Source organism: Rheinheimera sp. 1928-s, assembly GCF_029269265.1.
Classification (GTDB): Bacteria; Pseudomonadota; Gammaproteobacteria; order Enterobacterales; family Alteromonadaceae; genus Pararheinheimera.
The window spans coordinates 361039-385078 of sequence record NZ_JARIXP010000004.1 but is presented as its reverse complement, the minus strand read 5'-3'; the positions used below and the strand labels follow the sequence as shown (position 1 = coordinate 385078).

Genomic DNA, 24040 nt, shown 5'->3' with positions numbered 1-24040 from the left:
AGGTTTTGAGCAGAGCAAAACAGGCCGTATCCCTTTTGTTTCTGTTCATAAGAGCAGAAAAACGGCAGATGCACAGTTAGAGATTGCCTTTGATGAATGGCGAGGTCAATAATACGGTTTGATCACAGTGGATAAGGAATAAAAATGGCGGCGGGTAAAGACTTAGAAATTGGTGACGGTAAAGCGAAAAAGAAAAAGCTGCTCATCATCATAGCTGCAGCTGTAATACTTGCCGTTGGAGCTGTAGTTGCTGTGCTGATGATGTCAGGTGGTTCGTCTGAACCAGCTCCGGCTGAAGCTGGTGCTGAAACAGCTGCAGCAGTAGATCCAAATGCATTGGCAGCCAAAGGCACCGCCTTGTACGTCAGTATGCCGCGGCCTTTTATTTTTAATGTGCCTGGCGCCTCTAAAGATCGTCTGGTGCAAATTAAAGTACAGTTGTTAGTCCGTGGCAGCAACAATGAAGAAACAGCCAAAGTGCATATTCCATTAATTGAAAGCACCTTGTTACGTAACTTTAGTACCAGCAATGCCGAAGAACTGATCACGGTCGAAGGCAAAGAGAATTTAAAGAAAAAAGCACTGAGAGATGTGCAGGAAGCCTTAACCGGCGTGGCTGGCAGTGAAGTAGTGGAAGAAGTGCTTTTCACTGGTTTTGTGATGCAATAAGAGAGCAACAGCTTGACTGATTTATTGTCCCAGGACGAAATTGACGCGCTACTACATGGTGTCGATGACGTCGAAGAAGAAGAGGTCGAGGAAAGTGGCGACGGTCGTGGCCGATCTGCGACCGAATACGACTTCTCCTCCCAGGATCGTATCGTGCGTGGTCGTATGCCCACGCTCGAAATGGTCAACGAGCGTTTTGCCCGTCATATGCGTATCAGCTTGTTTAATATGATGCGCCGTACTGCCGAAGTTTCCATTAACGGCGTACAGATGATTAAATTCGGCGAATACGTGCATACCCTCTTTGTTCCAACCAGCTTAAACATGGTGCGGTTCCGTCCGTTAAAAGGCACAGGCCTTATTACCATGGAAGCGCGTCTGGTGTTTATTCTGGTAGACAACTTCTTCGGTGGTGATGGTCGTTACCACGCCAAAATCGAAGGCCGGGAATTTACGCCAACGGAACGCCGCATCATTCAAATGCTGCTGAAGCTTATCTTTGAAGATTACAAAGAAGCCTGGGCACCCGTGATGGATGTCTCCTTTGAATATCTGGATTCTGAAGTCAACCCGGCTATGGCTAATATCGTCAGTCCAACCGAAGTGGTGGTGATCAGCTCTTTCCATATTGAGCTGGATGGCGGTGGCGGTGATTTCCACGTGGCCTTACCTTATTCCATGCTGGAGCCTATCCGTGAGCTGTTAGATGCCGGTGTGCAAAGTGATAAAGAAGACACCGACTTACGATGGAGTAAGGCGCTGCGTGACGAAATTATGGATGTGAAAGTGGATTTGACCACCAAAATGCTGGATGTGGACATTACGCTGGAACAACTGATGAATCTGCAGGCTGGCGATATTATTCCGGTGGAAATGCCAGATCACATCACAGTGCTGATTGAAGATCTACCGACCTACAGAGCAAAAATGGGGCGTTCCCGCGACAATATTGCATTAAAAATCATCGAAAAAATTAAACGACCTGAGTCCGTGAAATCAGAGATGCATGTGTTCACTAAAGGCGGTCGTCGCCTGGACAGCGATGCGGATATCACTGAACTGGAAGCGGATTTAAACTTATCTGAACGTGGGGAGAGATAATCATGGCGAATGAACAAGATACCATGGACGAATGGGCCGCGGCTTTAGCTGAAGCTGAAGTGGACACTGGGGTTTCGGCTGTTGAGCTGGATGAACTAAAAGAAGAACCGGCTCAGCTGACTGTCGATGAAAAACGTAAACTTGATACCATTTTAGATATCCCTGTCACTATTTCTATGGAAGTAGGACGCGCCAAAATCAGTATTCGTAACTTACTGCAACTGAACCAGGGTTCAGTGGTGGAGCTGGAACGTCTGGCTGGTGAACCGCTGGACGTATTGGTAAACGGCACTTTGATTGCTCACGGCGAAGTGGTTGTGGTGAACGACAAATTTGGTATTCGTCTGACCGATGTGATCAGTCAGATCGAACGAATTAAGAAGCTGCGCTAATGCGGTTAAGTCGTTGCGTTATGACCTTTGCTCTGGCTGCCTCTAGTCCTTTTCTGACAGTCGCTGCTGAAACTGTTGCTGAAGTATCAGCCACTGCAGCACCTTCAGTTCAAGGCAACGGCATGAATGCCATGAACATCATGAATGTATTTGGCTCGTTAATTATTGTGCTGGGGCTGTTGTTTGGTCTGGCCTGGTTGTATAAAAAGCTGGCGATAAAATTGCCGGGGTCCAGCCATATTAAAATTGTTAGTTCAGTCATGCTGGGACCAAGGGAACGTTTGTTAGTGATTGAAGTACAAGGCAAACAAAGAGTCCTGGGGGTGACAGCAAACCAAATTAATATGTTGTTTGAATTAGAACAACCTTTGGTTGACGATCCGGCGGCGCCAGACTGGCGCACTCAATTTCAGGCGTTACTACAAAAACAGAAGTCGAATTCTTAAATGTGGCCATTACTTGCATTAGTACTTTTACTTTTATCTCCTGATTTGCTGGCACAGCAGGGCGGCTCTTTGTCCGCTTTATCTGTCACGACAAATCCGGATGGTTCTCAGGACTACAGCGTAACACTGCAAGTTTTGGCAGTGATGACTGCCCTGAGTTTCCTGCCTGCGATGGTCATTATGATGACCTGTTTTACCCGTATTATTGTGGTGCTGGCTATTTTGCGTCAGGCCATAGGTTTGCAATCCTCGCCATCCAACCAGGTGTTGATTGGTATTACGCTGTTTATGACCTTTTTTATCATGGCTCCGGTTTTTGATGAGGTAAATCAAAAAGCGCTGCAACCCTATCTGGCTGAAGAAATGACCTCGATTCAGGCTTTTGATGAAGCAATAAAGCCGATGAAAGCTTTTATGCTGCATCAAACCCGAATGAAAGATTTGGAAACTTTTGCAGAAATAGCGGGTACTCCCAAAGTTGATAATGTGGCGGATTTACCTATCACAGTGGTGATCCCGGCTTTTGTCACAAGCGAGTTAAAAACTGCGTTCCAAATTGGTTTTATGATTTTTATTCCGTTTTTGATCATCGACTTAGTGGTTGCCAGTATTCTGATGGCCATGGGTATGATGATGTTATCACCCATGATTATTGCCTTGCCCTTTAAACTGATGATGTTTGTGTTAGTGGATGGCTGGTTATTGGTGATGGGAACTTTAGCCACCAGCTACGGAGTGGGGACATGAGTCCAGAGGTTTTTGTTGATATTTTAAGTGACGCGCTTTGGCTGGTGATTTTAATTGTCTCCATGGCCATTATTCCGTCGCTTATTGTGGGTTTGATCGTGTCTATTTTTCAGGCCGCAACCTCTATCAACGAACAAACCTTAAGCTTCTTACCTCGTTTAATTGTTACTTTGCTGGCGCTGATGTTTGGTGGCCATTGGTTAACTCAAACCATTATGGATTACACCGAGAGGCTCTATATGAGCATTCCCTCGGTTATTAGCTGATGGAATACCCTCTACAGCAATTACTGCAGGTTATTGCTGATTTTATGCTGCCTTTTGCCCGTGTCTCCGCCATGATGTTTATTATGGTGGCCTTTGGCGCAAAAAATATTCCAACCCGTGTTAAAGCTGCATTTTGTGCGGCTTTTATTGTGATGATTATGCCAGTGGTGCCGCCAGTGAAAGACGTCAATCTGATGTCGCTGAATCTTGTGGTGCAAATGATCCAGCAAATTCTGATAGGGCTGGCCATAGGTTTTATTTCGCAAATTTTTGTGCAGGCTTTTGTCACCGCAGGTCAAATTCTGGCCACTCAAACCGGCTTAGGTTTTGCCGCTATGGCCGATCCCGCCAACGGCGTGTCAGTGCCGGCTATAGGCCAGTTTTATCTGATTTTAGCCACCTTATTGTTTCTGGTGTACGACGGTCATTTGATTATGTTTCAGATGGTGGTGTTCAGTTTTGAAACTTTACCTATTAACGGCGAGTGGCTGGATGTGAATAAATACTGGCAAGTGGCTGAGTTTGGTAGCTGGATCATAGTGACGGCTCTTGCCATTACTTTGGCTCCTGTGACTGCTATGCTGGTGGTCAATATTGCTTTTGGTGTCTTGACCCGTACCGCGCCGCAATTAAACATTTTCTCCATAGGTATGCCTATCAGTATGTTGGCTGGTTTATTGATCATGTGGATGACGATGGATACCTTTTTGTTTCATTTTAACCTGAACTGGCAGCATGGTATTGAATACACCTGCAAGTTAATTGGCTGCTAGGAGAGCGTTATGGCAACCTCTGGTCAGGAAAAAACCGAAGAACCCACCAGTAAAAAACTGGAAGACACCCGAAAAAAAGGCCAGGTGGCGCGCTCCAAGGATTTAGCCACTTTTGCTGTGCTTGTAGGGAGCAGTGCCGGTCTTTTAATCTTCGGCAAAGAAATCGCAGGGTCTGTGCTGGAAGTCTGTCGTCGTTTATTGTCGCTGGATGAAAAAGACATCTTTAATCCCTATTCCATGTTTTCGGTCTGGGGGGATGCCTTATTTGAACTTTTCCCCGGGCTACTGAAGTTTTTCCTGCTAATTATGCTGGCAGCTTATGTGGGGAGTGTTCTGGTAGGTGGCTACAACTTTACCTGGCAGGCCGTTGGTTTTAAATGGAGCAAACTGAACCCTGGCGCAGGCATTAAACGGATGTTTGGTTTGCAGGCTATGGTGGAGCTGGTTAAAAGTATCGCCAAAGTGCTGGTGATTGGTGGTTTAACCTTCGCACTACTCGCGACCTTTTTCGACGATATTATGGCGTTATCACTGATGACCAATCCGGAGGATATTTTTGCATCAGCAGAAATTCTGGCCTGGGTATTTTTTGGTATTTGTTTCAGCGTTATTGTGATTGCAGCAATTGATACTCCTTATCAGTTGTGGAAACATCATAAAGAATTAAAAATGACACTGCAGGAAGTCAAAGACGAGTACAAAAACTCTGAGGGTGATCCCAGGGTGAAGGGCCGTATTCGTAGCTTGCAGTATCAGGCTGCCCGGCGCCGAATGATAGCCGCTGTTCCTACGGCAGATGTTGTTGTCACCAACCCGACTCACTTTGCTGTGGCGCTTAAATACGATCAGGCGAAGTTCAGAGCTCCTGTTGTTGTCGCCAAAGGTGCAGATGAAGTCGCGCTATACATCAGACGTTTGGCCGATGAAAACAAAGTGCCGGTGCTCGAATCGCCCGCTTTAGCCCGCTCCATCTTTTATACCACTGAACTTGATCATCCTATTCCGGAGCAGTTATTTGCTGCGGTCGCACAGGTACTGGCTTACGTTTATCAGTTGAATATGTACAAAAAAGGCAAAGGAAAACGTCCGAAAAATCTGGCGAGAGACTTACCTATACCTGAAGATTATCGGCATTAAGTAGCAGAGCCCTGAGTAAGTGGAACGGTTTTTGTATAACAGCCTGTAGCGTCAGTAATTTGTCAGGCTTTTTATGTCGATGACCCAAGTATTTTCCCGTATTAACCCCGAAGTTTTGTCTTATATCAAAGGTATTGGCACTCCTTTAATGATCCTGGCCGCTCTGGCTATGGTGGTATTGCCACTGCCGCCTTTGATGCTGGATATTTTATTTACTTTTAACATTACCCTGGGATTAGTGGTGTTATTAATCACTATCTACACCAGGAAACCCTTAGATTTTGCCATTTTCCCCAGCGTTATTCTGGTGGCTACTATTATGCGTTTAACTCTTAATATCGCCAGTACCAGGGTGATTTTACTTGAAGGTCATAATGGTCCTGATGCTGCGGGTAAAGTGGTTGAGGCCTTTGGTGAAGTAGTGATTGGTGGCAACTACGCTGTGGGTCTTGTGGTTTTCATTATTCTTGTGATCATCAATATGATGGTAGTGACCTCTGGTGCTGCCCGTATTTCTGAAGTGACAGCCCGTTTTACCTTAGATGCGATGCCTGGTAAACAAATGGCAATAGACGCCGATTTAAACGCAGGTTTCATTGACGCTGAGCAGGCCCGTAAACGCCGGGAAGAAATAGGCGAAGAAGCCGATTTTTACGGTTCAATGGACGGTGCGAACAAATTCGTTAAAGGCGATGCGATGGCGGGTATCGTTATTATGGTCATTAACATTATCGGTGGTTTAGTCATTGGTGTGTTACAGCACGATTTACCTTTTATGGAAGCCGTTGAAATTTATACTTTGCTGACCATAGGTGATGGTTTGGTTGCTCAAATACCTGGCCTGTTGTTGTCGGTCGGTACCGCTATTATCGTCACCCGTCAAAACAAAGATGGTGATTTTGGCACTCAAATGGCTGGCCAGTTCAGTAACTTCAAAGTGCTGGTTCTTGCCACAGCTATCCTTGTCATTATGGGCATAGTGCCTGGCATGCCGCATGTCGCTTTTTTAAGCTTAGCTGCTATTGTTGGCGGCGCTGCGTATTACCTGTACAGAGTGGAAAACCCAACAGCAGAAAAAGCTGCAGCTATTAAAAAGGCTGAAATGACCACTCCTGTTGAAGTGGCTCCTGTCAAAGAAATTGGCTGGGACGATGTGCAGCCAGTTGACACTATTGGCTTGGAAGTCGGCTACCGCTTAATTCCTTTGGTCGATAAAGCCCAAGGCGGTGAACTCTTGACCCGCATTAAAGGCGTGCGCAAAAAATTATCTCAGGAACTGGGGTTCCTTATTCCTGCAGTGCATATCCGTGACAACCTGGATTTAGAACCCAATACCTACAGAGTCACCATGATGGGGGTGACAACGGGCGAGTCAGAGCTTCGGCATGATAACGAGCTGGCTATCAACCCGGGTCAGGTGTTTGGTACTGTCAAAGGCATAGCCACTAAAGATCCTGCTTTTGGCTTAGAAGCGGTCTGGATAGCAAAAAACCAGCGTGAACATGCACAGACCTTAGGTTACACAGTAGTGGACGCTGCAACTGTAGTGGCCACCCATTTAAGCCAGATTTTAACCAATAACGCCGCTCAGTTGCTGGGCCATGAAGAAGTACAGAACCTGCTGGATATGCTGGCCAAATCTTCTCCTAAGCTGGTGGATGCCTTAGTACCTGATACGCTGCCGCTGACTGTTGTGGTCAAAGTGTTGCAAAACCTGCTGCATGAGGGCGTGCCTATCCGCGATATGCGCACCATAGTGCAAACTTTGGTGGACTATGGCGCCAAGAGTCAGGATGTTGACGTGTTAACGGCGTCGTGCCGTGTGGCGTTAAAACGTTTGATTATTCAGGAAGTGGTGGGCAGTGCGCCTGAAGTGCCGGTCATTACCTTTGCGCCTGATCTGGAGCAGATGTTACATCAGTCGATGCAGTCAGCAGGTAATGACGGTGCAGGCATAGAGCCAGGCCTGGCAGAACGTATTCAGCAGTCTTTAGCTACAGCTTGTCAGAATCAGGAATTGGCCGGTGAACCTGCAGTTTTATTGACATCCGGCATTTTGCGATCAGTTATGGCACGATTCGTGAAGTACAGTATTCCAGGATTACGGGTTTTGTCCTACCAAGAGATCCCTGACAACAAACAAATCCGTATTGTCAGTGTGGTAGGCCAGTCGAATTAGGAGTTAAGCTATGAAAATCAAACGCTTTGTTGCCAAAGATATGCGTACCGCTCTGACAGAAGTCAAAGAGTTTTTAGGCCCTGATGCCATTATTCTGTCGAATAAAAAAGTGGCTGGCGGCGTTGAAATTGTTGCAGCGATAGACCCGGAGGCCGCGCCAGCTAAGGAACAGCCTGAAGTTCAGGCCACAGCTCAGCCTGCGGTAGGCAGTCGTTTGAATATCAAAGTTGATGATGAACCAGAACAAGTGCCTGCCGATTCTCTGCAAGCTTTGCTCGCCCGTCAAATCAGTAAACAACCAGCAGCTGCTCAGGCTATCTCTGCCAATAAAATGGCGGCTGCAAAAACGGCTGCTGCAACCAATGCCTTATTTTCGGTTTCAAATTCAGCACCTTCTGATGTTGAACGTCAATCTTCCGGCGCAGCTGCGGTAAATTTAAACGAATTAACCCGCTATCAGGAGCAACAAGCCAAACTGATGCAAAAGCAGTTCGATGCGATGCGCAGCGAAATGTCATCGATGAAACAGCTATTGCAACATCAGGTCTCTGGTTTGATGTGGCAGGATCTGGCGCGTCGTGAACCTGTACGTGCCATGGTGATTGAAAAACTGCTGGCGTTGGGTTTATCTGAACCTGTGGCGGATCAGATTGCCTGCTTTATGCCAGAGGATATCAGTGACTCTGAAGCTTGGGACAGCGCATTAGAGCTGTTAACAGGGCAGTTGATCACCACCAATGACGATATTATGCGCCGTGGTGGAGTTGTGGCTCTGGTTGGTCCAACGGGTGTGGGTAAAACCACGACTGTGGCTAAGTTGGCCGCTCAGTTTGCTAAACGTCACGGTGCTGATCAGGTCGCTTTAATTACCACTGACTCATTTCGTATCGGGGCTTACGAGCAGTTAGCGACTTTTGGCCGCATTATTGGTTGCCCGGTCAAACAAGTGAAAGACAGCGAAGAGTTAGCCATGCTGTTAAATCAGTTACAACAACGTAAATTAATACTGATTGACACCGCAGGAATGAGCCAGCGTGACGTTCGTCTTGCTGAAAAACTTGCGTCCTTAGTGCATAATTCGCGTGTCAAAATAAAAAGTTATCTGGTATTGTCTGCAACATCTCAAGCTCGCGTGATGCAGGAAACCGTTGAACATTTCAAACGTATTCCATTAGCGGGTTGTATTTTCACCAAACTTGATGAATGCTTAAGTTTGGGAGAAATCATTAACGTGGCAATACAAAATGCGTTACCGGTCAGTTATTTGACCCATGGCCAACGAGTCCCTGAAGACATCGAAATGGCAGACGCAAAAACAATGGTTGCCAAGGCAGAGCAGTTACGGACCTCTAACAGTAGTACGGGTTATCAGTGGTATTCAGACACGACTGCCCGGGTGGAAGGAACCTATGCATAATCTTCCGATGAATGATGATCAAGCCAGTGGCCTGAGAAGAATGAACCAACAACAGATGGTAAAAGTCATAGCGGTGACAGGTGGTAAAGGCGGCGTGGGTAAAACTAACGTCACGCTGAATCTCGCCATGGCTATGGCTCAGTTGGGTAAAAAAGTATTAGTACTGGACGCTGACCTTGGGTTAGCCAACTGTGACGTGATGCTTGGGCTTCGGGTTCAGCAAAACTTATTTCACGTATTATCCGGCGAAGCTGAGCTGGATGACATTCTGATTGAAGGCCCTTTTGGTATTAAAATTGTACCTGCGACTTCCGGCACTCAGTCCATGACCGAATTAAAACCAGTAGAACACGCTGGTCTTATTCGTGCTTTTAGCGAAATGCGCACCCGTTTTGATGTGTTGCTGGTCGACACTGCCGCAGGCATTTCCGATATGGTATTAAGCTTTTCCCGTGCTTCGCAGGATGTGTTGGTAGTGGTCTGTGATGAACCCTCTTCCATTACCGATGCTTATGCGTTGATGAAAATTTTAAGTCGCGAGCATGGTGTACAACGCTTTAAAATTGTCGCCAATATGGTTCGCAGCTTAAAAGAGGGTCAGGAGTTATTTGCTAAGCTAAGTCGTGTGACCGACCGTTTTTTAGATGTCAGTCTGGAATTAGTCGCTACTATTCCTTTTGATGAAAACGTCAGAAAAGCGGCACGTAAGCAAAAAGCTTTTGTCGATGCCTTTCCAAAAACTCCGGCGTCTCTGGCTATCCGCACCTTAGCCACCCGCGCTGTGCAATGGCCTGTGCCTCCTGTGGCCTCAGGTCATCTGGAGTTTTTCCTGGAACAACTGGTGCAACAACCTGAAGCGAGAGGTCTGGTTTGAATAGCAAACTTGCGGCCTACGGTGCCGCGGATCAACTGACACTTATGGTTGAGCGGCATGCGCCTTTGGTAAAGCGTATTGCTTACCATTTGTTAGCCCGTTTACCCGCCAGTGTCTTAGTCGATGACTTAATTCAATCCGGCATGATTGGTCTGATTGAAGCAGCAAAGAATTTTGATGGTAGCAAAGGTGCAAGCTTTGAAACCTTTGCTGGTATTCGTATTCGTGGTTCTATGCTGGATGAAATTCGCCGTGGCGATTGGACTCCACGCTCTGTCCACCGCAATTCCCGCATGATAGCTGAAGCCATTTCTGAACTTGAATCTGAACTGGGTCGTGATGTAAAAGATAGTGAAGTTGCTGAAAAACTTGATATATCTTTAGATGAGTATCATCATATGCTTAGTGACGCCAGCAGTGGTCGCATTATTGGTATCGAAGATCTGGGCATCTCGGATGATGTGTTAGTGACGGCAAATGATAAAGATGAAGATCATTTGTACGAACAACAGGCAACTGATGCATTTCAACAGGCGTTGATAAAAAATATCAGTAGCTTACCGGAGCGAGAAGCTATAGTGTTGTCGCTGTATTATAATGACGAACTAAATTTGAAAGAGATTGGTGCTGTACTGGATGTCAGTGAATCCAGAGTCAGTCAAATTCATAGCCAGGCGCTGGTGCGCTTGCGCTCCAGAATGCAGGATTGGTTGTAATAGTTTGAGTTAGTCCAGCTTGGGCTCTCACCGGAGGGGATTTTGGATAAGAATATGAAAATTCTTGTGGTTGATGATTTCTCAACCATGAGACGCATTATTAAAAACCTGCTAAGAGATCTTGGCTTCACCAACGTGTCTGAAGCTGATGATGGCAGTACTGCTTTGCCTATGCTGCAAAACGGTGATTTTGATTTTGTCGTCACTGACTGGAACATGCCAGGCATGCAGGGTATAGATTTGTTACGTGCGATTCGTGCTGATGCAAAGCTGAAACATATTCCTGTGCTGATGGTTACTGCTGAAGCGAAAAAGGAACAGATCATTGCAGCCGCTCAGGCTGGAGTGAACGGTTACATCGTTAAACCTTTTACTGCTGCAACCTTACAGGAAAAACTGGCTAAAGTATTTGAACGCCTGGGTTAAACCGTAACTGACAAAGGAGTACACCATGTCTGTAGCTACGGCACCCTTGATTTCTTTAGAACAGGCCCGTGAACTGGTTCAGTTACTCGAATTCGGCGAAACCGAATCGGCTAACCAACTGGTGCAACAGCTGGCTGTTCCGGGTTCTTCTGAGTTGTTTGCCGAGGTTGGAAAACTAACCCGGCAATTACACGACTCGCTTAAAAGTTTTCAAATCGATCCATCCTTAAGTTCGCTGCTGGAAGATGATATTCCAGATGCGAAAAAACGTCTGAATCACGTCATTGATATGACAGAACAAGCCGCAAACAAAACCATGGACGCGGTCGAAAACTGTCTTCCTATTGCTGATGAGCTGAACTCTCACCTGAAATCTATTTTGCCTCATTGGCAAAAACTGATGAGCCGCGACTTAAAAGTCGGAGAGTTCAAAGCCTTATGTCACAATCTTGATGGCTTTTTGCATCAGGCCACCGGAAACTCTGCTACCTTACATGCAAGGCTGACTGAAGTATTGATGGCTCAGGATTATCAGGATTTAACAGGTCAGATTTTACGGCGGGTCATTGAATTGGTCCGGGAAGTGGAAGACAGCTTAATTGGTTTATTAACGGCCTTTGGTCAAACCAATTTAAGCATGGAAGAACGACCAGCCGTAGCGAAAAAACCAAAAGCAGGTCACGAAGCTGAAGGCCCTATTATTAACGCAGCAGAGCGTGATGACGTGGTGTCCGGTCAGGATGATGTGGACGATTTATTATCAAGTTTAGGTTTCTAAAAGGGGAGCTGTAGCATGGGCTTTGATTTAGATGAGGATATTTTACAGGATTTCCTAGTCGAAGCCGGCGAGATCCTTGAACTACTGCAAGAGCAGTTGGTTGAGCTGGAAAATAATCCGGATGACGCAAATTTATTAAATGCCATTTTCCGTGGTTTCCACACCGTTAAAGGTGGCGCTGGATTTTTATCGCTGACTGAATTAGTTGACGCCTGCCATGGCGCCGAAAACGTGTTTGATATTTTGCGGACCGGTAAACGTCGTGTCACTGCCGAATTGATGGATGTTATTTTACAGGCGCTGGATGCGGTCAACGCTATGTTTGCCGATGTGCAAAACCGCGAGCCTCTGACTCCGGCTGACCCTGCTATTATTGAAGCTTTGCATCGCCTGAGCATGCCTGAGTCTGAAGAACAGGCTCATCATGTTGCTGCAGAACCTGAACCAGAAGCTGAAATCAGCATGGAAGAATTTGATGCTGTGGTTGAGTTTGCCACAGTTCCGGCTGTTGAAAGCTCTTCTATTGATGAAATCAGTGACGACGAATTTGAATCTTTATTGGATGAATTACATGGTGCAGGAGCTCCTGGCCGTGATACGTCAGCCAATCTGCCTCCACCTGCTGTCAAAGAAACGGCCAGTGAAGATATTACAGATGACGAGTTTGAAGCCATTTTAGATCAACTGCATGGTCAGGGGTCCTTTATCCCTGGCGAAGCTGCAGCTGCTGCATCTAAGCCGGCCGAAAAAGCTCCTGCTAAACCAGCAGAAAAATCAAAAGCGGCGTCAGGTGATGATATCTCTGATGACGAATTTGAATCCTTGCTGGATGAATTACATGGCAAAGGCAAAGCGCCTGTTGCGGTAACGCCAGCTCCTGTGGCAAAAGCTGCTGAACCAGTGAAAGCAGCAGCTCCTGCAGCGCCAAAACCAGCTCCTGCAGTAGCCGCAGCGCCAAAAGATCCGGATGCCGATCCTAAAGCCGCCGCCAACCAACCAGAAACTACAGTCCGTGTTGATACTAAACGCCTTGACCAGATCATGAATATGGTGGGTGAATTGGTGTTGGTTCGTAACCGTCTGGTGAGCTTATCAGGTTCTGCTCAGAACGAAGAAATGAGCAAAGCCATTGCTAACCTGGATGTAGTCACCGCCGATTTACAGGGCGCAGTGATGAAAACACGGATGCAGCCGATCAAAAAAGTATTTGGCCGTTTCCCGCGGGTTGTACGCGACTTAGCCCGTTCTCTGCAAAAGGATATTAACCTTGTGCTGGAAGGGGAAGAAACAGATTTAGATAAAAACCTGGTGGAAGCTCTGGCCGATCCATTGGTCCACTTGGTGCGTAACTCGGTTGACCATGGTATTGAAATGCCGGATGTTCGGGTTAAAGCGGGTAAACCTCGTACAGGCTTGGTCCGATTAGCGGCATCGCAGGCTGGTGATCATATTTTGTTAACCATCACTGATGATGGTGCAGGTATGGATCCGGAAAAACTCAAAGCCATTGCGATTAAACGTGGTGTACTTGAACCTGATGCAGCAGCCCGTATGTCGGATACTGAAGCCTTTAATTTGATTTTTGCCCCAGGTTTCTCCACCAAAGAGCAGATTTCCGATATTTCTGGCCGTGGTGTGGGTATGGATGTGGTGAAAACCAAAATTACCCAGTTAAACGGTACAGTGCATATTAATTCCAAGTTAGGTCAGGGCACCTTATTAGAAATTAAGGTTCCTTTGACACTGGCGATATTGCCAACCTTAATGGTGATAGTGGGCGAACAAACGTTTGCCTTACCATTGGCGACAGTCAACGAAATATTCCATCTGGATTTGGCCAAAACCAACAATGTCGATGGTCAGTTGACGATCGTTGTGAGGAACAAAGCTATTCCACTGTTTTATCTCGAGCATTGGCTGGTCAAAGGTTCAAGCAAGAAGATACGTCGCGAACAAGGTCATGTGGTGATCGTGCAAATAGGCACGCAGCAAATTGGTTTTGTGGTGGATTCTCTGATTGGTCAGGAAGAAGTGGTGATCAAACCTCTGGATGCTTTATTACAAGGTACTCCGGGTATGGCTGGCGCAACTATCACATCAGACGGCGGTATAGCGCTGATTTTAGATGTGCCTAACCTGCTGAAGCATTATGCCAAACGCTCCAAAATAAAATTTGATCGCTTTGACAAATTCTCAGCTTAAGAGAGTGCACTATGACCATAAGGGTATTAGTTGTTGATGACTCCAGTTTTTTCCGTCGCCGTCTGACGGAAATACTGAGTCAGGATGCCGAGTTAGAGGTCATTGCCACCGCCAATAATGGTAAAGAGGCGGTGGAAAAAGCTTTAGCCTTACGTCCAGACGTCATTACGATGGACATCGAAATGCCGGTGATGGATGGCATTCAGGCCGTGCGTGAAATCTTAAAGGTACAACGCACGCCTATTCTGATGTTTTCCTCTTTAACCCATGAAGGCGCGAAGGCAACTTTAGATGCGCTGGAAGCTGGCGCTATCGATTTCTTACCGAAAAAATTTGAAGACATAGCCCGCGATAAAGCTGAAGCTGCTGATGTATTACGCCAGCGTGTGAAAACTGTGGCCAGAAGGCGAGTGATCACCAGGCCATCCAGTTTAACCGGGTCTGCCAGCTCGACTTTAGCATCCCGCACTCCAGTAACGCCTGCTGCAAGTTCAACAGCCATACCAGCCAGAGCGCCTTTGGCTCAAAGTTTGGCTGCCAGAGCTTTAGCTGAACGTGCTGAACTTCAGAGCCGGGCGGCTGAACGTGCGGAATCACAACGTGGAGGCAGTTATGACTCCAGCGGGAAAAATTACAAACTGGTCGCCATTGGTACTTCAACAGGCGGTCCTGTTGCTTTACAGCAAATCATCACGGCGCTGCCTGCCAATTTTCCTTTGCCTATAGTGCTTATTCAGCATATGCCTGCAGCCTTTACCGGTGCTTTTGCCAGCCGGTTAAATGGTCTGGCAAAAATTGAAGTCAAAGAAGCCGCAGACAACGATATTTTACGCCCGGGAGTGGCTTATCTGGCACCTGGTGGTAAACAAATGCTGGTGGATGGCAATGAAAATCAGGCCAGACTTCGGGTACGTGAAGATGACTCTCCTCGTATTACCTTTAAACCCAGTGTAGATATCACTTTTGGTACAGCCGCTAAAGTTTTTAATGACAAGGTGCTGGCCATAGTGTTAACAGGCATGGGATCGGATGGCCGTGAAGGTGCACGTTTGCTGAAACAATCCGGCTCCCGGATCTGGGCGCAGGATGAAGCTAGTTGTGTGGTGTATGGCATGCCGCAGGCCGTGACGGCTGCAGGTTTAACAGATCTTGAAGTGGCGTTATCTGATGTGGCAGCCCGAATAGTTGCTGAAGTAGGTCATGGATAAGCTTACTCTTGCCGGTATTATTCTCGCGTTAGTGGCCATAGTCGGCGGCTTCAGTCAGGAAGGTGGCGACGTTCTGAGCCTGTTGCATTGGCCTGCCTTTTGTATCGTCTTTGGCGGTACTTTAGGCGCAGTGCTGATTCAAAGCCCGGCTGCGCAGTTTAAACTGAGTATGAAACTACTACCTTGGGTCATTCGACCACCTAAACTTGAGTTTGACTCCACTATCGAACGTATTACCCAATGGGGACATTCCGCTCGTCTGCAAGGTTTTTTATCCTTAGAACAGGATGCGCTGAATGAAGAAGAACCCTTATTAAAACGCGGTTTGAACTTGCTGGTCGATGGCACCGAAGCCAAGATATTGCAGGACATTCTAGACACCGAATTGCATCTGGAGAAAGAGCGCTTATTAAGAGCTGCTAAGGTATTTGAAGCTATGGGCGGCTATAGTCCGACTATAGGCATAGTAGGTGCTGTACTTGGCCTTATTCTGGCCTTATCGAATATCTCTAACCCGGACGAATTAGGACAGGGGATAGCTACAGCTTTTGTTGCTACTATTTATGGGGTAGGTTTGGCTAACTTTGTATTTATACCGGTATTTAATAAAATCAAAGTATTGGTTGAAGAGCGTGCGTTGTTTCATTCGATGGTGATCGAAGGCTTGTGTTCTATAGCGCTAGGAGAAAACCCTCGTAGTGTGGAATCCAAACTTCAGGCATACAGAGCTACTTAAATGTACAGACCTCGCCGTTCTGTCGCTGTAGAAGCGGACAAATCAGATGCAGAACGTTGGCTGGTGTCTTACGCTGACTACATGACCTTGTTGTTTGCGCTTTTTGTCGTGCTCTATTCAATGTCTACCATGGAGCGGGAGCAGTTTAAGAAACTGCAGGACACTATTTCTAAGGTGTTTGTCGAAGCGACAGAGAAAAAACAGACGGGTATTCAGGGGCAATCGGTGCAGCCTGATATCCATCCACAAAGTGATTTTGAATTATATGGTTCAGGTTTAGAACAAGCGACAGGCCCAACTTTGCTGGCTGACAACTCTAAACTGGAACAGATCGACAGAACAAAATTGGGCAGCCCTCTGGCTGGGATGCAAAAAGACATCAATCGCGCTTTACGCAGCCTGGTTGATTCGGGCTTAGCTAAAGTGAGCCTTGATGAAGACTGGTTAACAGTTGAACTTAATAGTGGTTTGTTGTTTGGTAGTGGCAGTGCCAGTTCAAACAGCTCTGCTTCAGCTGTGATGGCTGAACTCACTGCTATCTTAAAGCAGACAGACAATTTTATGAGAGTGCGGGGTTATACTGACTCAGTACCTATTCGCACCGAACAGTTCCCATCGAACTGGGAATTGTCAGTTGCCCGGGCTGCGTCTATAGTCCGGTTACTGGAAGAGTTAGGTGTTGCACCACAGCGTATGGCGATTGAAGGGTATGGGCAGCATTCTCCTTTTGCAGACAACTCTACTGCTCAAGGGCGCAGTCAAAACCGCAAGGTAGTGATAGCTTTGTCAAAATATGCGTACGAACCCGCAGTGGTCGAAACGCCACAGCCAGTTGAACCAGAAACTGCGTCAGAGCAAGCAGCGGAAGAAACTGCACAGCAAGAACAGAATAAAGTAAGGGTGATCCGCTTACCTCATGGTGGCATACGGATCACAACCAGACCGCCTGAACCGGGCGAAGAAGAGCCACCTATTGAGCAGGAACAGTAAATTGGTTGTTTGGACTATTGCAAATCAAAAGGGTGGAGTTGGAAAAACTACCACTACAGTAACCTTAGGCGCTTTGCTTGCACAGCGCGGTCATCGCGTTTTACTGATCGATACTGACCCTCACGGCTCACTGACCTATTACTTCGGTATTGACGCTGAAGAGTTGGAAGTCAGTGTGTACGATATTTTCCTGCGCGGTAAAGATATTACCGGCGAAGAAATTCTGCAGTCTATGTGCCCAAGTGGTATGCCTAATCTGGATATTCTGCCGACTTCTATGGCACTGGCTACTTTAGACCGCTCTCATGGTCAGCAAGGTGGAATGGGCCTTATTCTGAAAAAAGCCCTGCAAAAAATTGAAAACGATTATGACTATGTGCTGATCGACTGCCCTCCGGTCATTGGTGTGCTGATGGTCAACGCCATGGCTGCCTGCGACCGCATTTTAATACCGGTACAAACTGAGTTTCTGGCTTTAAAAGGCCTGGATCGGATGATTGCCACTATGCAACTGATGCATAGTTCATCGCCGCAGGATTATGCCTTTACCATAGTGCCGACTATGTACGACAAAAGAACCAAAGCCTCCTTAGATGCTTACAAGGCTTTAAAAGCTCAATATCAGGAGCGTGTATGGTCTGCAGTGATCCCTATCGACACTAAATTCCGGGACGCTAGCCTGGCTCAGACCCCTCCGCCTGTATTCGCGCCTAAATCGCGAGGTGTGTTTGCTTACAATACGCTGCTAACCTATTTATTGCAGTTAGCACCGGAGAACTAAGATGAGCGATTTACAAGCCAGCCAAAAAGTCATGAAGCATTATTTAAATGCTTTATTGACCGATGACGTGGTCGAAACGCCTATTCAGCAAGCGAAAAAACAACAACTGAATGAACTGCTGGCTCCGGTATCAGCTCCTGTTAAAGCACCGGTGATCGCAAAACCTGCAGTTGTGGCGCCAGTGACAGCTCCAGTTGTGAAAGCGCCAGTTGTCGTTCCAGTGGCTCCTGTTATTGAACAGGTCAAAGTGGCTCCTGCAGCTCCTGTAGTCAAAGCTGCGCCAGTGGTGAAAGAGTACAGAAAAGGTCGTTTTCAGGCGTTGTTTTTTACTGTGGCGGGTTTAAAAATCGCCTTGCCACTAAAAGCCTTGGGTGGCATTCACAAAGTCATGCCCATTAACTCTTTACCAGGTCAGCCTGAATGGCTCAAAGGCGTGATGTTGTACCGCGAACAAAAAATTAATGTGGTCGATACAGCGCTTTGGGTGATGCCAGAAAAATATGACCAAGAGCTGGCAGAAAAGCTAAACTATCAATATGTTATTATGCTGGGCAATAGCCATTGGGGCCTGGCTTGTGATACTTTGGTCAACACAATTGCCTTAGAGCAAGACGAAGTAAAGTGGCGGGAGACCGAAGGCAAAAGGCCATGGCTCGCTGGTTTAATTAAAGAACATATGTGTGCTTTGCTGGATGTCGATGCCCTGATTGCCTTATTGGCAAAGGGAATGAACAGTCAGCACTGAGTAAGAGTACAGGTATTTAACTTCTGGGTAGGAGCTCGGCATGAGTAATTTAACAGCACAATCCGCTAAAACTAAAGAAGTCACAGACTTAGTGCTGCAATGGGTGACCTTTAAACTGCAGGAAGAAACCTACGGTATTAACGTCATGCAGGTGCAGGAAGTTTTGCGCTATACAGACATAGCTCCGGTTCCTGGCGCACCAGATTATGTGATGGGTATTATCAATTTGCGTGGCAACGTGGTCACAGTGATAGATACCCGTGCCCGTTTTGGTTTACCGCCGTCAGAAGTCACTGACAACAGCCGTATTGTAATCATTGAATCTGAGCGTCAGGTCATTGGCATTATGGTCGACAGCGTGGCTGAAGTGGTTTACCTGAAGCAGTCCGAAATTGATACAGCTCCAAACGTAGGTACAGACGAAAGCGCTAAATTTATTCAGGGCGTGTCGAACCGTGATGGCGAGTTATTGATCCTGGTGGATCTGAATAAGCTGCTGTCTGATGATGAATGGGAAGAGATCCGTAGCATTTAATGGCTAATTTTCTGACTGAATTTTCATGGATATGGCTGCTGGGGATCGCAGCCATTTTATTGCTTTCTGTAGTGATGGCTGTTGTTGCTTCTCGTCAAACGAAGAAGCTGCTGACTATTATCAACGAAAACGCTGCGGCCAGTTGGCAGCAGCAACAAAACCTTGAACTAGTGAGTCAGCAATTGGAACAACAGGCACAGCAGCTCAAACGTGCCTATCAGGATGTAGAAGAGTTACGCTCGACCGTGATTGGTGTAGGCCAGCGTGTGTTAACTATGGAAAGCCATTTAGGCCAGGGAATGCAGCAGGTCGCTGAACTGGCTGAACAACAAAAATCTCTGCATTTGTTTGATCCGGAATCAAAAATTTACAGCAGAGCGATGAAAATGGTTCATTTGGGTGCCAGCCTGGATGAAATTATGCTCGAATGTGAACTACCTCAGGCGGAAGCCGAACTGCTTTTTAACCTGCATAAGCAATCTAAATAAGCCTTTTAGTTAGTATTAATGACGAATTGTTAATTTGTTTCGTTTTTATCAAATTATTCATATTTACAATATTGTCACCTTTATTTGTGCTATCGGGAATAATTTTATTTTGCTGGATAAATAACCAGTTTTGATTAGACTGACTTTGGGATTTCCCCAAGGAGTCACTATGAAAAACAAGATCTTAGGTCACATCTCACTCAGTATGCTCGCATTTGCAGTATTAGCGGGATGTGGTTCGGATGATAAAGACGAATTACCAACAGTGTCAGTTGCAGCAGCAGTTGCATTAAAAGAAAACCGAACAACCACCATAGCTGCCACAGCAACAGATGATGATGGAATTATCAGCTACAGTTGGACCCAGGTATCAGGACCTACGCTCAGCCTTAGCAACGCCTCAACGTCCACTGTGACTGCCACTGCCCCTGCTGTGGATGCCAATGCGGCCGCCGTATTGCGCGTAACCGTCACCGACAGTAGTGATCAAACAGCAACGGCCAATGTTACTGTCAATATTGCCAATAATATTCTGCCCGCTGTTACAGCTGCCTTTGAAAGTGCAGCTGAAAAATCAGCTGTCACCCTTACTGCTGTTGCAACAGACACAGATGGCGAGATTACGGCCTATAACTGGACACAAACCGCAGGCCCGGCCGTCACTCTGACTGGCGCTGATACCGCAGCGCTCAGCTTTACTGCTCCCAGTGTCACGGAAGATACAGAATTAGCTTTTAGTGTCACAGTCACAGATGACGATGAAGAAACATCATCAGTCGCAGGTGTGGTTACCGTCACTCAGATGATGACAACCTTTACCCTGTCAGGAACTGTGTCTGATGCGTCCTTCGCCAATGCCCAAATCAGTGGCGTACTGGCGGGTGAAACCTTTAGCACAACGGCTGACGCAGCAGGTGTTTTCAGTTTACCGTTACAAGCTGATGATGATGAAACCAACTTATTTGCCAATATCACTGCACGCTCTGCTACGGTAACTGGCCTGGAGTTCTATAAGTTTGTGCCAAACCTGACGGCAGATGCTGCGGTTGTAGTACCGTCATCTGTGGTCGCGAAAGTGTCGTCTGTATTTGCCAGCTTACTTGGTTCTTCACCCATGGCTGAAGCCGATAGCTCAAACAATATCGCTATTAATGCGGTATCAACGGCTTTGTATTCGCTGATTATTACCGGGAATGGTGGCGTTGCTCCTGCTGATCTGAGTAGCTTTACTCTGGTAGAAAAATCGGTAAGTCCTGATGAGCTTATTGAAGCTGCGGCAGTGGTAAAGCTTATTGCACAAGGCGGCGCTTTTGCTTTGCCTGATGGTGTGACCAATGTGCTTGAACTGCTGACCAATACAGAAGCGTACAACAGTTACGTCGCTGCAGCTGAAGTTACAACACCAGGTATTATCACGACCACTATAGCGGAAATCATCGCCGATCCTGAGTTAACTCCTCCTGTGGATGAAAGCAGTTTAGCTAATACTTACTTTGAAGTATTCCCCGCAGCTGAAGGTTTCTTATCCCGTGGTGGGAACAGATATGACTTCAATGCCGATGGTACAGGTGCAGAAACTTATGGCCGCGGTGTCGATGAGTTTGACTGGGAACTGATAGATGGCGTCATTGAGTTAAGTTACACCGGAGATTCAGGCCCTTATTCTTATCCGACGACTGCGGTCGGTGTGGCAGGCCTAACTCAGGAGCAGGTGACACAACTGCGTGGTGCCGGGTTTAATCAGGTCGAGGTGAGACGTATTCCATCTGCGGCTTCAATGAAGCGAATCATTGAAGGTGAGAAAATAGATACTTATCGCATCACCTCTTCAGTGCTTGAAGTTCTGACGCCGGTGCAGCTACCTGGAGGCACTATCATTTCTACTCAGGGTATTACGCTGGAAACCACTTCAGATCAGTTGCTGCGTAATGCAGATAAATTAGGTGACGTTAAATTCACCGAAGCTGATATGGCGGGAGACTGGGTGTTTGAACACTATTACTATGCCGGTGACCCGGATTTAGGCTACGCAGGTATGTTCGCTGACATATTTGAAATCAATGCCGACGGCACTGGTATAGCATTGGAGCTGGATAAGAGCTTTGTTTGGGAAGTAAATGAACAAGGCACCTTTGTAGTTACCTTTAGCGATGGCGCCAGTGTTCAGGTCATCAAGCTGGACCAATTAGGTACAGATGTGCAGGTGTTTAGCTCGTCTTATAATGCAGAGGGCAGTTTAGTTGCCGCTGAAGCCGATTATGCGCTGATCCTGGATGGTAGTGATTTTAAAACCTTTGACCATACCAATCCTGAAGACATGTACTGGAATACCACTATTAATACCTGGACTAAAAACTCCTGGAAAGATGGTAATTTATTGTGGAATAACGGTTCTGGTTACTTCGGCTGGCAAACTTTGGAAGATGGTACCGGTTATCAAATGTTTAACTACCAGACCTCTCCCCCTGTTTTTGAACCTATGTTTAACCTTGCGCTGAACTGGACAAAAGAACAAGTCTCTGACAACGAAACTATCGTGAGTCTTAATCGTGCAATGTGTGGAGATGATCAAACGCTGGTGTGTAACAAACGTGACTGGCGCTTATTAAAATCTGGTGACGGTAATTTAGGCCCTCGTATTTACGTATTTGAAGTAGAGCAGCGCAGAAATAGCAGTACATCTCCCTGGTACATAGTGAATGGCCTCGGACCAAGGATTAATATGTACGAAGAAATATCCTTTGATTACTGGAATGAAACAGCAATCACTCCAGAAAGCGCTTCTACTGTTTCTTCAAAATCGACCAGCAACGCTGCCGTAATTGAAAAACCAGTAGTACGTGTAGTGCTGGAACCTACTGAGCAACAACACTCAGGTTTGTAATCTAGCCTTGAGATTAAAAAGCCCGGGTTTTTGTTGCCCGGGCTTTTTTTCAGTTATCACTTCATGTTGTGGTCTTTTTTAACTAAATGGCTATAGTTTTTGTACAAGGATGACCCATGCCGGGGCTAAGCTATGTATCACCCAACTCTTATCCATCATGGTGCTGTTGACGGAGTTACAGGTTCTTGCCATCAGTATTTTTTCAACGAACAACAAAGCGTTCTGATCGATTGTGGCTTGTTTCAAGGCGTAGAGCAGGGCAGGGGCAAAGCTGGTGCCGATTGTGCTCAAATTGATTTTCCTCTCGATGGTATTCAGGCGCTGCTGCTTACTCACGTGCATATTGATCACGCCGGTCGTATTCCTTATCTGATAGCCGCAGGTTTTCAAGGACCAATCTATTGCAGCAAAGCATCAGCAGTACTGCTGCCGCTGGTGTTAGAAGACGCATTAAAAATGGGCATCACCAGAGATAAAAAACTGATCAGTGGTTTTCTCAATGCAGTATCACGTCAACTGCGGCCTTGTGACTATAACTGCTGGTATGAATTAGAAGGGAGCTTATCAGGTGTGCAGGTTTGTTTTCAGAACGCTGGACATATTTTAGGTTCGGCTTACGTAGAAATTCGTCATCAAATCCCAGCTGTAGATCCGGATCAACTGTCAGGCTTGTACAAAGCTGTTTTTTCGGGCGATTTGGGAGCCCGTGATACACCATTATTGCCTGATCCAACACCACTTGAAGATGCTGATTTATTGGTGCTTGAAAGCACTTATGGTGATAAAAATCACCAAGACCGTAAAAACCGGCAGCAGCGCTTACAGCAGGTATTGGAAAAAGCACTGAGTGATAATGGCACAGTGCTGATCCCTGCGTTTAGCATAGGTCGCACTCAGGAATTGTTGTACGAGTTGGAAGATATTATTCATCGTATGCAGGGCCAGGTTATTCATCAAGAGCTGAACTGGGAGCAACTGGATATTATTGTCGATTCGCCCCTGGCCGCTGACTTTACCTCTGTATACAAAGAGTTAAAACAGTTCTGGGATGACGAAGCAAAACAGAGAGTACAAAGTGGACGGCACCCATTGCAGTTTGAACAACTCTTGACCGTGAAAAGTCATGATGATCACCAAAAAGTAGTCCAACATTTAGCAGATACTGGCAGGCCAGCGATAGTGATAGCTGCCAGCGGTATGTGTGCTGGCGGCAGGGTTGTGAACTATCTGAAGGCATTGTTAGGTTCACAGCGCCATCAAATTTTGTTTATGGGTTATCAGGCGCGTGGAACTCCGGGGGCTGCATTACTTAAGTATGCAAAAACAGGGGGTTATCTGCAACTCGATGGTGAGAACTACCCAATACTGGCTGAAGTGCTACAACTTAGTGGTTATTCTGCTCATGCCGACCAACAAGACTTATTGCATTTTGTCGGGCAGATGCACAAAGCACCTGAACAAATCCGCTTAGTGCATGGCGATACAGAAGCAAAACTTGAACTGAAAAAGCAGTTGGAAGCCAGAGGCCATAATGTGGTGATAGGTTAATT

General features: G+C 46.5%; 24 protein-coding genes. All 24 read left to right on the top strand.

The genetic code is table 11. The features are described from left to right. Positions 1 to 144: 144 nt before the first annotated feature. The 24 genes from fliL to P3C17_RS11960 all read left to right on the top strand — a co-directional run bounded on the left by fliL (position 145) and on the right by P3C17_RS11960 (position 24038). Positions 145 to 669, top strand: a complete 525-nt coding sequence (fliL, locus tag P3C17_RS12075; protein WP_300929670.1) for a flagellar basal body-associated protein FliL — start codon at positions 145 to 147, stop codon at positions 667 to 669. 12 nt (positions 670 to 681) lie between these two features. Then, complete coding sequence (gene fliM, locus P3C17_RS12070) at positions 682 to 1770, top strand: flagellar motor switch protein FliM (RefSeq protein ID WP_233078004.1); 1089 nt, start codon at positions 682 to 684, stop codon at positions 1768 to 1770. Between the two features lie 2 nt (positions 1771 to 1772). Next, the gene (gene fliN, locus P3C17_RS12065) at positions 1773 to 2162 is read left to right on the top strand and encodes a flagellar motor switch protein FliN (RefSeq protein ID WP_008898500.1); all 390 of its coding nucleotides are present in this window, start codon (positions 1773 to 1775) and stop codon (positions 2160 to 2162) included. After that, complete coding sequence (fliO, locus tag P3C17_RS12060) at positions 2162 to 2608, top strand: flagellar biosynthetic protein FliO (protein WP_300929669.1); 447 nt, start codon at positions 2162 to 2164, stop codon at positions 2606 to 2608. Before fliN ends, fliO begins: the two co-directional genes overlap by 1 nt. After that, positions 2609 to 3355 carry a flagellar type III secretion system pore protein FliP gene (gene fliP / locus P3C17_RS12055; protein ID WP_300929668.1) on the top strand — a complete coding sequence of 249 codons (747 nt, stop codon included), beginning with the start codon at positions 2609 to 2611 and terminating at the stop codon, positions 3353 to 3355. It begins immediately after the preceding gene. Continuing rightward, a complete protein-coding gene (fliQ, locus tag P3C17_RS12050; RefSeq protein WP_300929667.1) occupies positions 3352 to 3621 on the top strand; it encodes a flagellar biosynthesis protein FliQ in 270 nt (89 codons plus the stop codon). Before fliP ends, fliQ begins: the two co-directional genes overlap by 4 nt. After that, positions 3621 to 4394: a flagellar biosynthetic protein FliR gene (fliR, locus tag P3C17_RS12045; RefSeq protein ID WP_300929666.1), complete on the top strand. Its 774-nt coding sequence runs from the start codon at positions 3621 to 3623 to the stop codon at positions 4392 to 4394. The genes fliQ and fliR overlap by 1 nt, the downstream gene beginning before the upstream one ends. 9 nt (positions 4395 to 4403) lie before the next feature. Next, positions 4404 to 5531, top strand: coding sequence for a flagellar biosynthesis protein FlhB (flhB, locus tag P3C17_RS12040; RefSeq protein ID WP_300929665.1), 1128 nt, complete (start codon positions 4404 to 4406; stop codon positions 5529 to 5531). A 73-nt stretch (positions 5532 to 5604) separates the two neighbouring features. After that, on the top strand, positions 5605 to 7710 hold the full coding sequence (flhA, locus tag P3C17_RS12035) for a flagellar biosynthesis protein FlhA (protein WP_300929664.1): 2106 nt from the start codon (positions 5605 to 5607) through the stop codon (positions 7708 to 7710). Between the two features lie 10 nt (positions 7711 to 7720). Then, entirely contained in the window at positions 7721 to 9127 is a 1407-nt protein-coding gene (gene flhF / locus P3C17_RS12030) for a flagellar biosynthesis protein FlhF (RefSeq protein WP_300929663.1), read from the top strand. A gap of 40 nt (positions 9128 to 9167) precedes the next feature. Further along, a complete protein-coding gene (locus tag P3C17_RS12025) occupies positions 9168 to 10001 on the top strand; it encodes a MinD/ParA family protein (protein ID WP_300929854.1) in 834 nt (277 codons plus the stop codon). Then, a complete protein-coding gene (locus P3C17_RS12020; RefSeq protein WP_300929662.1) occupies positions 9998 to 10717 on the top strand; it encodes an RNA polymerase sigma factor FliA in 720 nt (239 codons plus the stop codon). The genes P3C17_RS12025 and P3C17_RS12020 overlap by 4 nt, the downstream gene beginning before the upstream one ends. 42 nt (positions 10718 to 10759) lie before the next feature. Continuing rightward, on the top strand, positions 10760 to 11143 hold the full coding sequence (cheY, locus tag P3C17_RS12015) for a chemotaxis response regulator CheY (protein ID WP_026349410.1): 384 nt from the start codon (positions 10760 to 10762) through the stop codon (positions 11141 to 11143). A 25-nt stretch (positions 11144 to 11168) separates the two neighbouring features. Beyond that, a complete protein-coding gene (locus P3C17_RS12010; protein ID WP_300929661.1) occupies positions 11169 to 11921 on the top strand; it encodes a protein phosphatase CheZ in 753 nt (250 codons plus the stop codon). A gap of 15 nt (positions 11922 to 11936) precedes the next feature. Then, entirely contained in the window at positions 11937 to 14123 is a 2187-nt protein-coding gene (locus P3C17_RS12005; protein ID WP_300929660.1) for a chemotaxis protein CheA, read from the top strand. Between the two features lie 11 nt (positions 14124 to 14134). Then, the gene (locus P3C17_RS12000; RefSeq protein WP_300929659.1) at positions 14135 to 15331 is read left to right on the top strand and encodes a chemotaxis response regulator protein-glutamate methylesterase; all 1197 of its coding nucleotides are present in this window, start codon (positions 14135 to 14137) and stop codon (positions 15329 to 15331) included. Continuing rightward, positions 15324 to 16067 (top strand): flagellar motor protein, encoded by a 744-nt coding sequence (locus P3C17_RS11995; RefSeq protein WP_300929658.1) that lies wholly within the window; start codon positions 15324 to 15326, stop codon positions 16065 to 16067. The genes P3C17_RS12000 and P3C17_RS11995 overlap by 8 nt, the downstream gene beginning before the upstream one ends. Beyond that, the gene (locus P3C17_RS11990) at positions 16068 to 17057 is read left to right on the top strand and encodes a flagellar motor protein MotB (protein WP_300929657.1); all 990 of its coding nucleotides are present in this window, start codon (positions 16068 to 16070) and stop codon (positions 17055 to 17057) included. Between the two features lies 1 nt (position 17058). Continuing rightward, the gene (locus tag P3C17_RS11985; protein WP_233008846.1) at positions 17059 to 17838 is read left to right on the top strand and encodes a ParA family protein; all 780 of its coding nucleotides are present in this window, start codon (positions 17059 to 17061) and stop codon (positions 17836 to 17838) included. Position 17839: 1 nt separating this feature from the next. Beyond that, complete coding sequence (locus tag P3C17_RS11980) at positions 17840 to 18583, top strand: chemotaxis protein CheW (RefSeq protein WP_300929656.1); 744 nt, start codon at positions 17840 to 17842, stop codon at positions 18581 to 18583. A gap of 40 nt (positions 18584 to 18623) precedes the next feature. Further along, positions 18624 to 19118 (top strand): chemotaxis protein CheW, encoded by a 495-nt coding sequence (locus P3C17_RS11975; RefSeq protein ID WP_053424550.1) that lies wholly within the window; start codon positions 18624 to 18626, stop codon positions 19116 to 19118. After that, a complete protein-coding gene (locus P3C17_RS11970) occupies positions 19118 to 19606 on the top strand; it encodes a DUF2802 domain-containing protein (protein WP_300929655.1) in 489 nt (162 codons plus the stop codon). The genes P3C17_RS11975 and P3C17_RS11970 overlap by 1 nt, the downstream gene beginning before the upstream one ends. A gap of 169 nt (positions 19607 to 19775) precedes the next feature. Further along, complete coding sequence (locus P3C17_RS11965; protein ID WP_300929654.1) at positions 19776 to 22490, top strand: hypothetical protein; 2715 nt, start codon at positions 19776 to 19778, stop codon at positions 22488 to 22490. Positions 22491 to 22622: 132 nt separating this feature from the next. Next, positions 22623 to 24038: an MBL fold metallo-hydrolase gene (locus P3C17_RS11960; RefSeq protein WP_300929653.1), complete on the top strand. Its 1416-nt coding sequence runs from the start codon at positions 22623 to 22625 to the stop codon at positions 24036 to 24038. Positions 24039 to 24040: the final 2 nt, after the last annotated feature.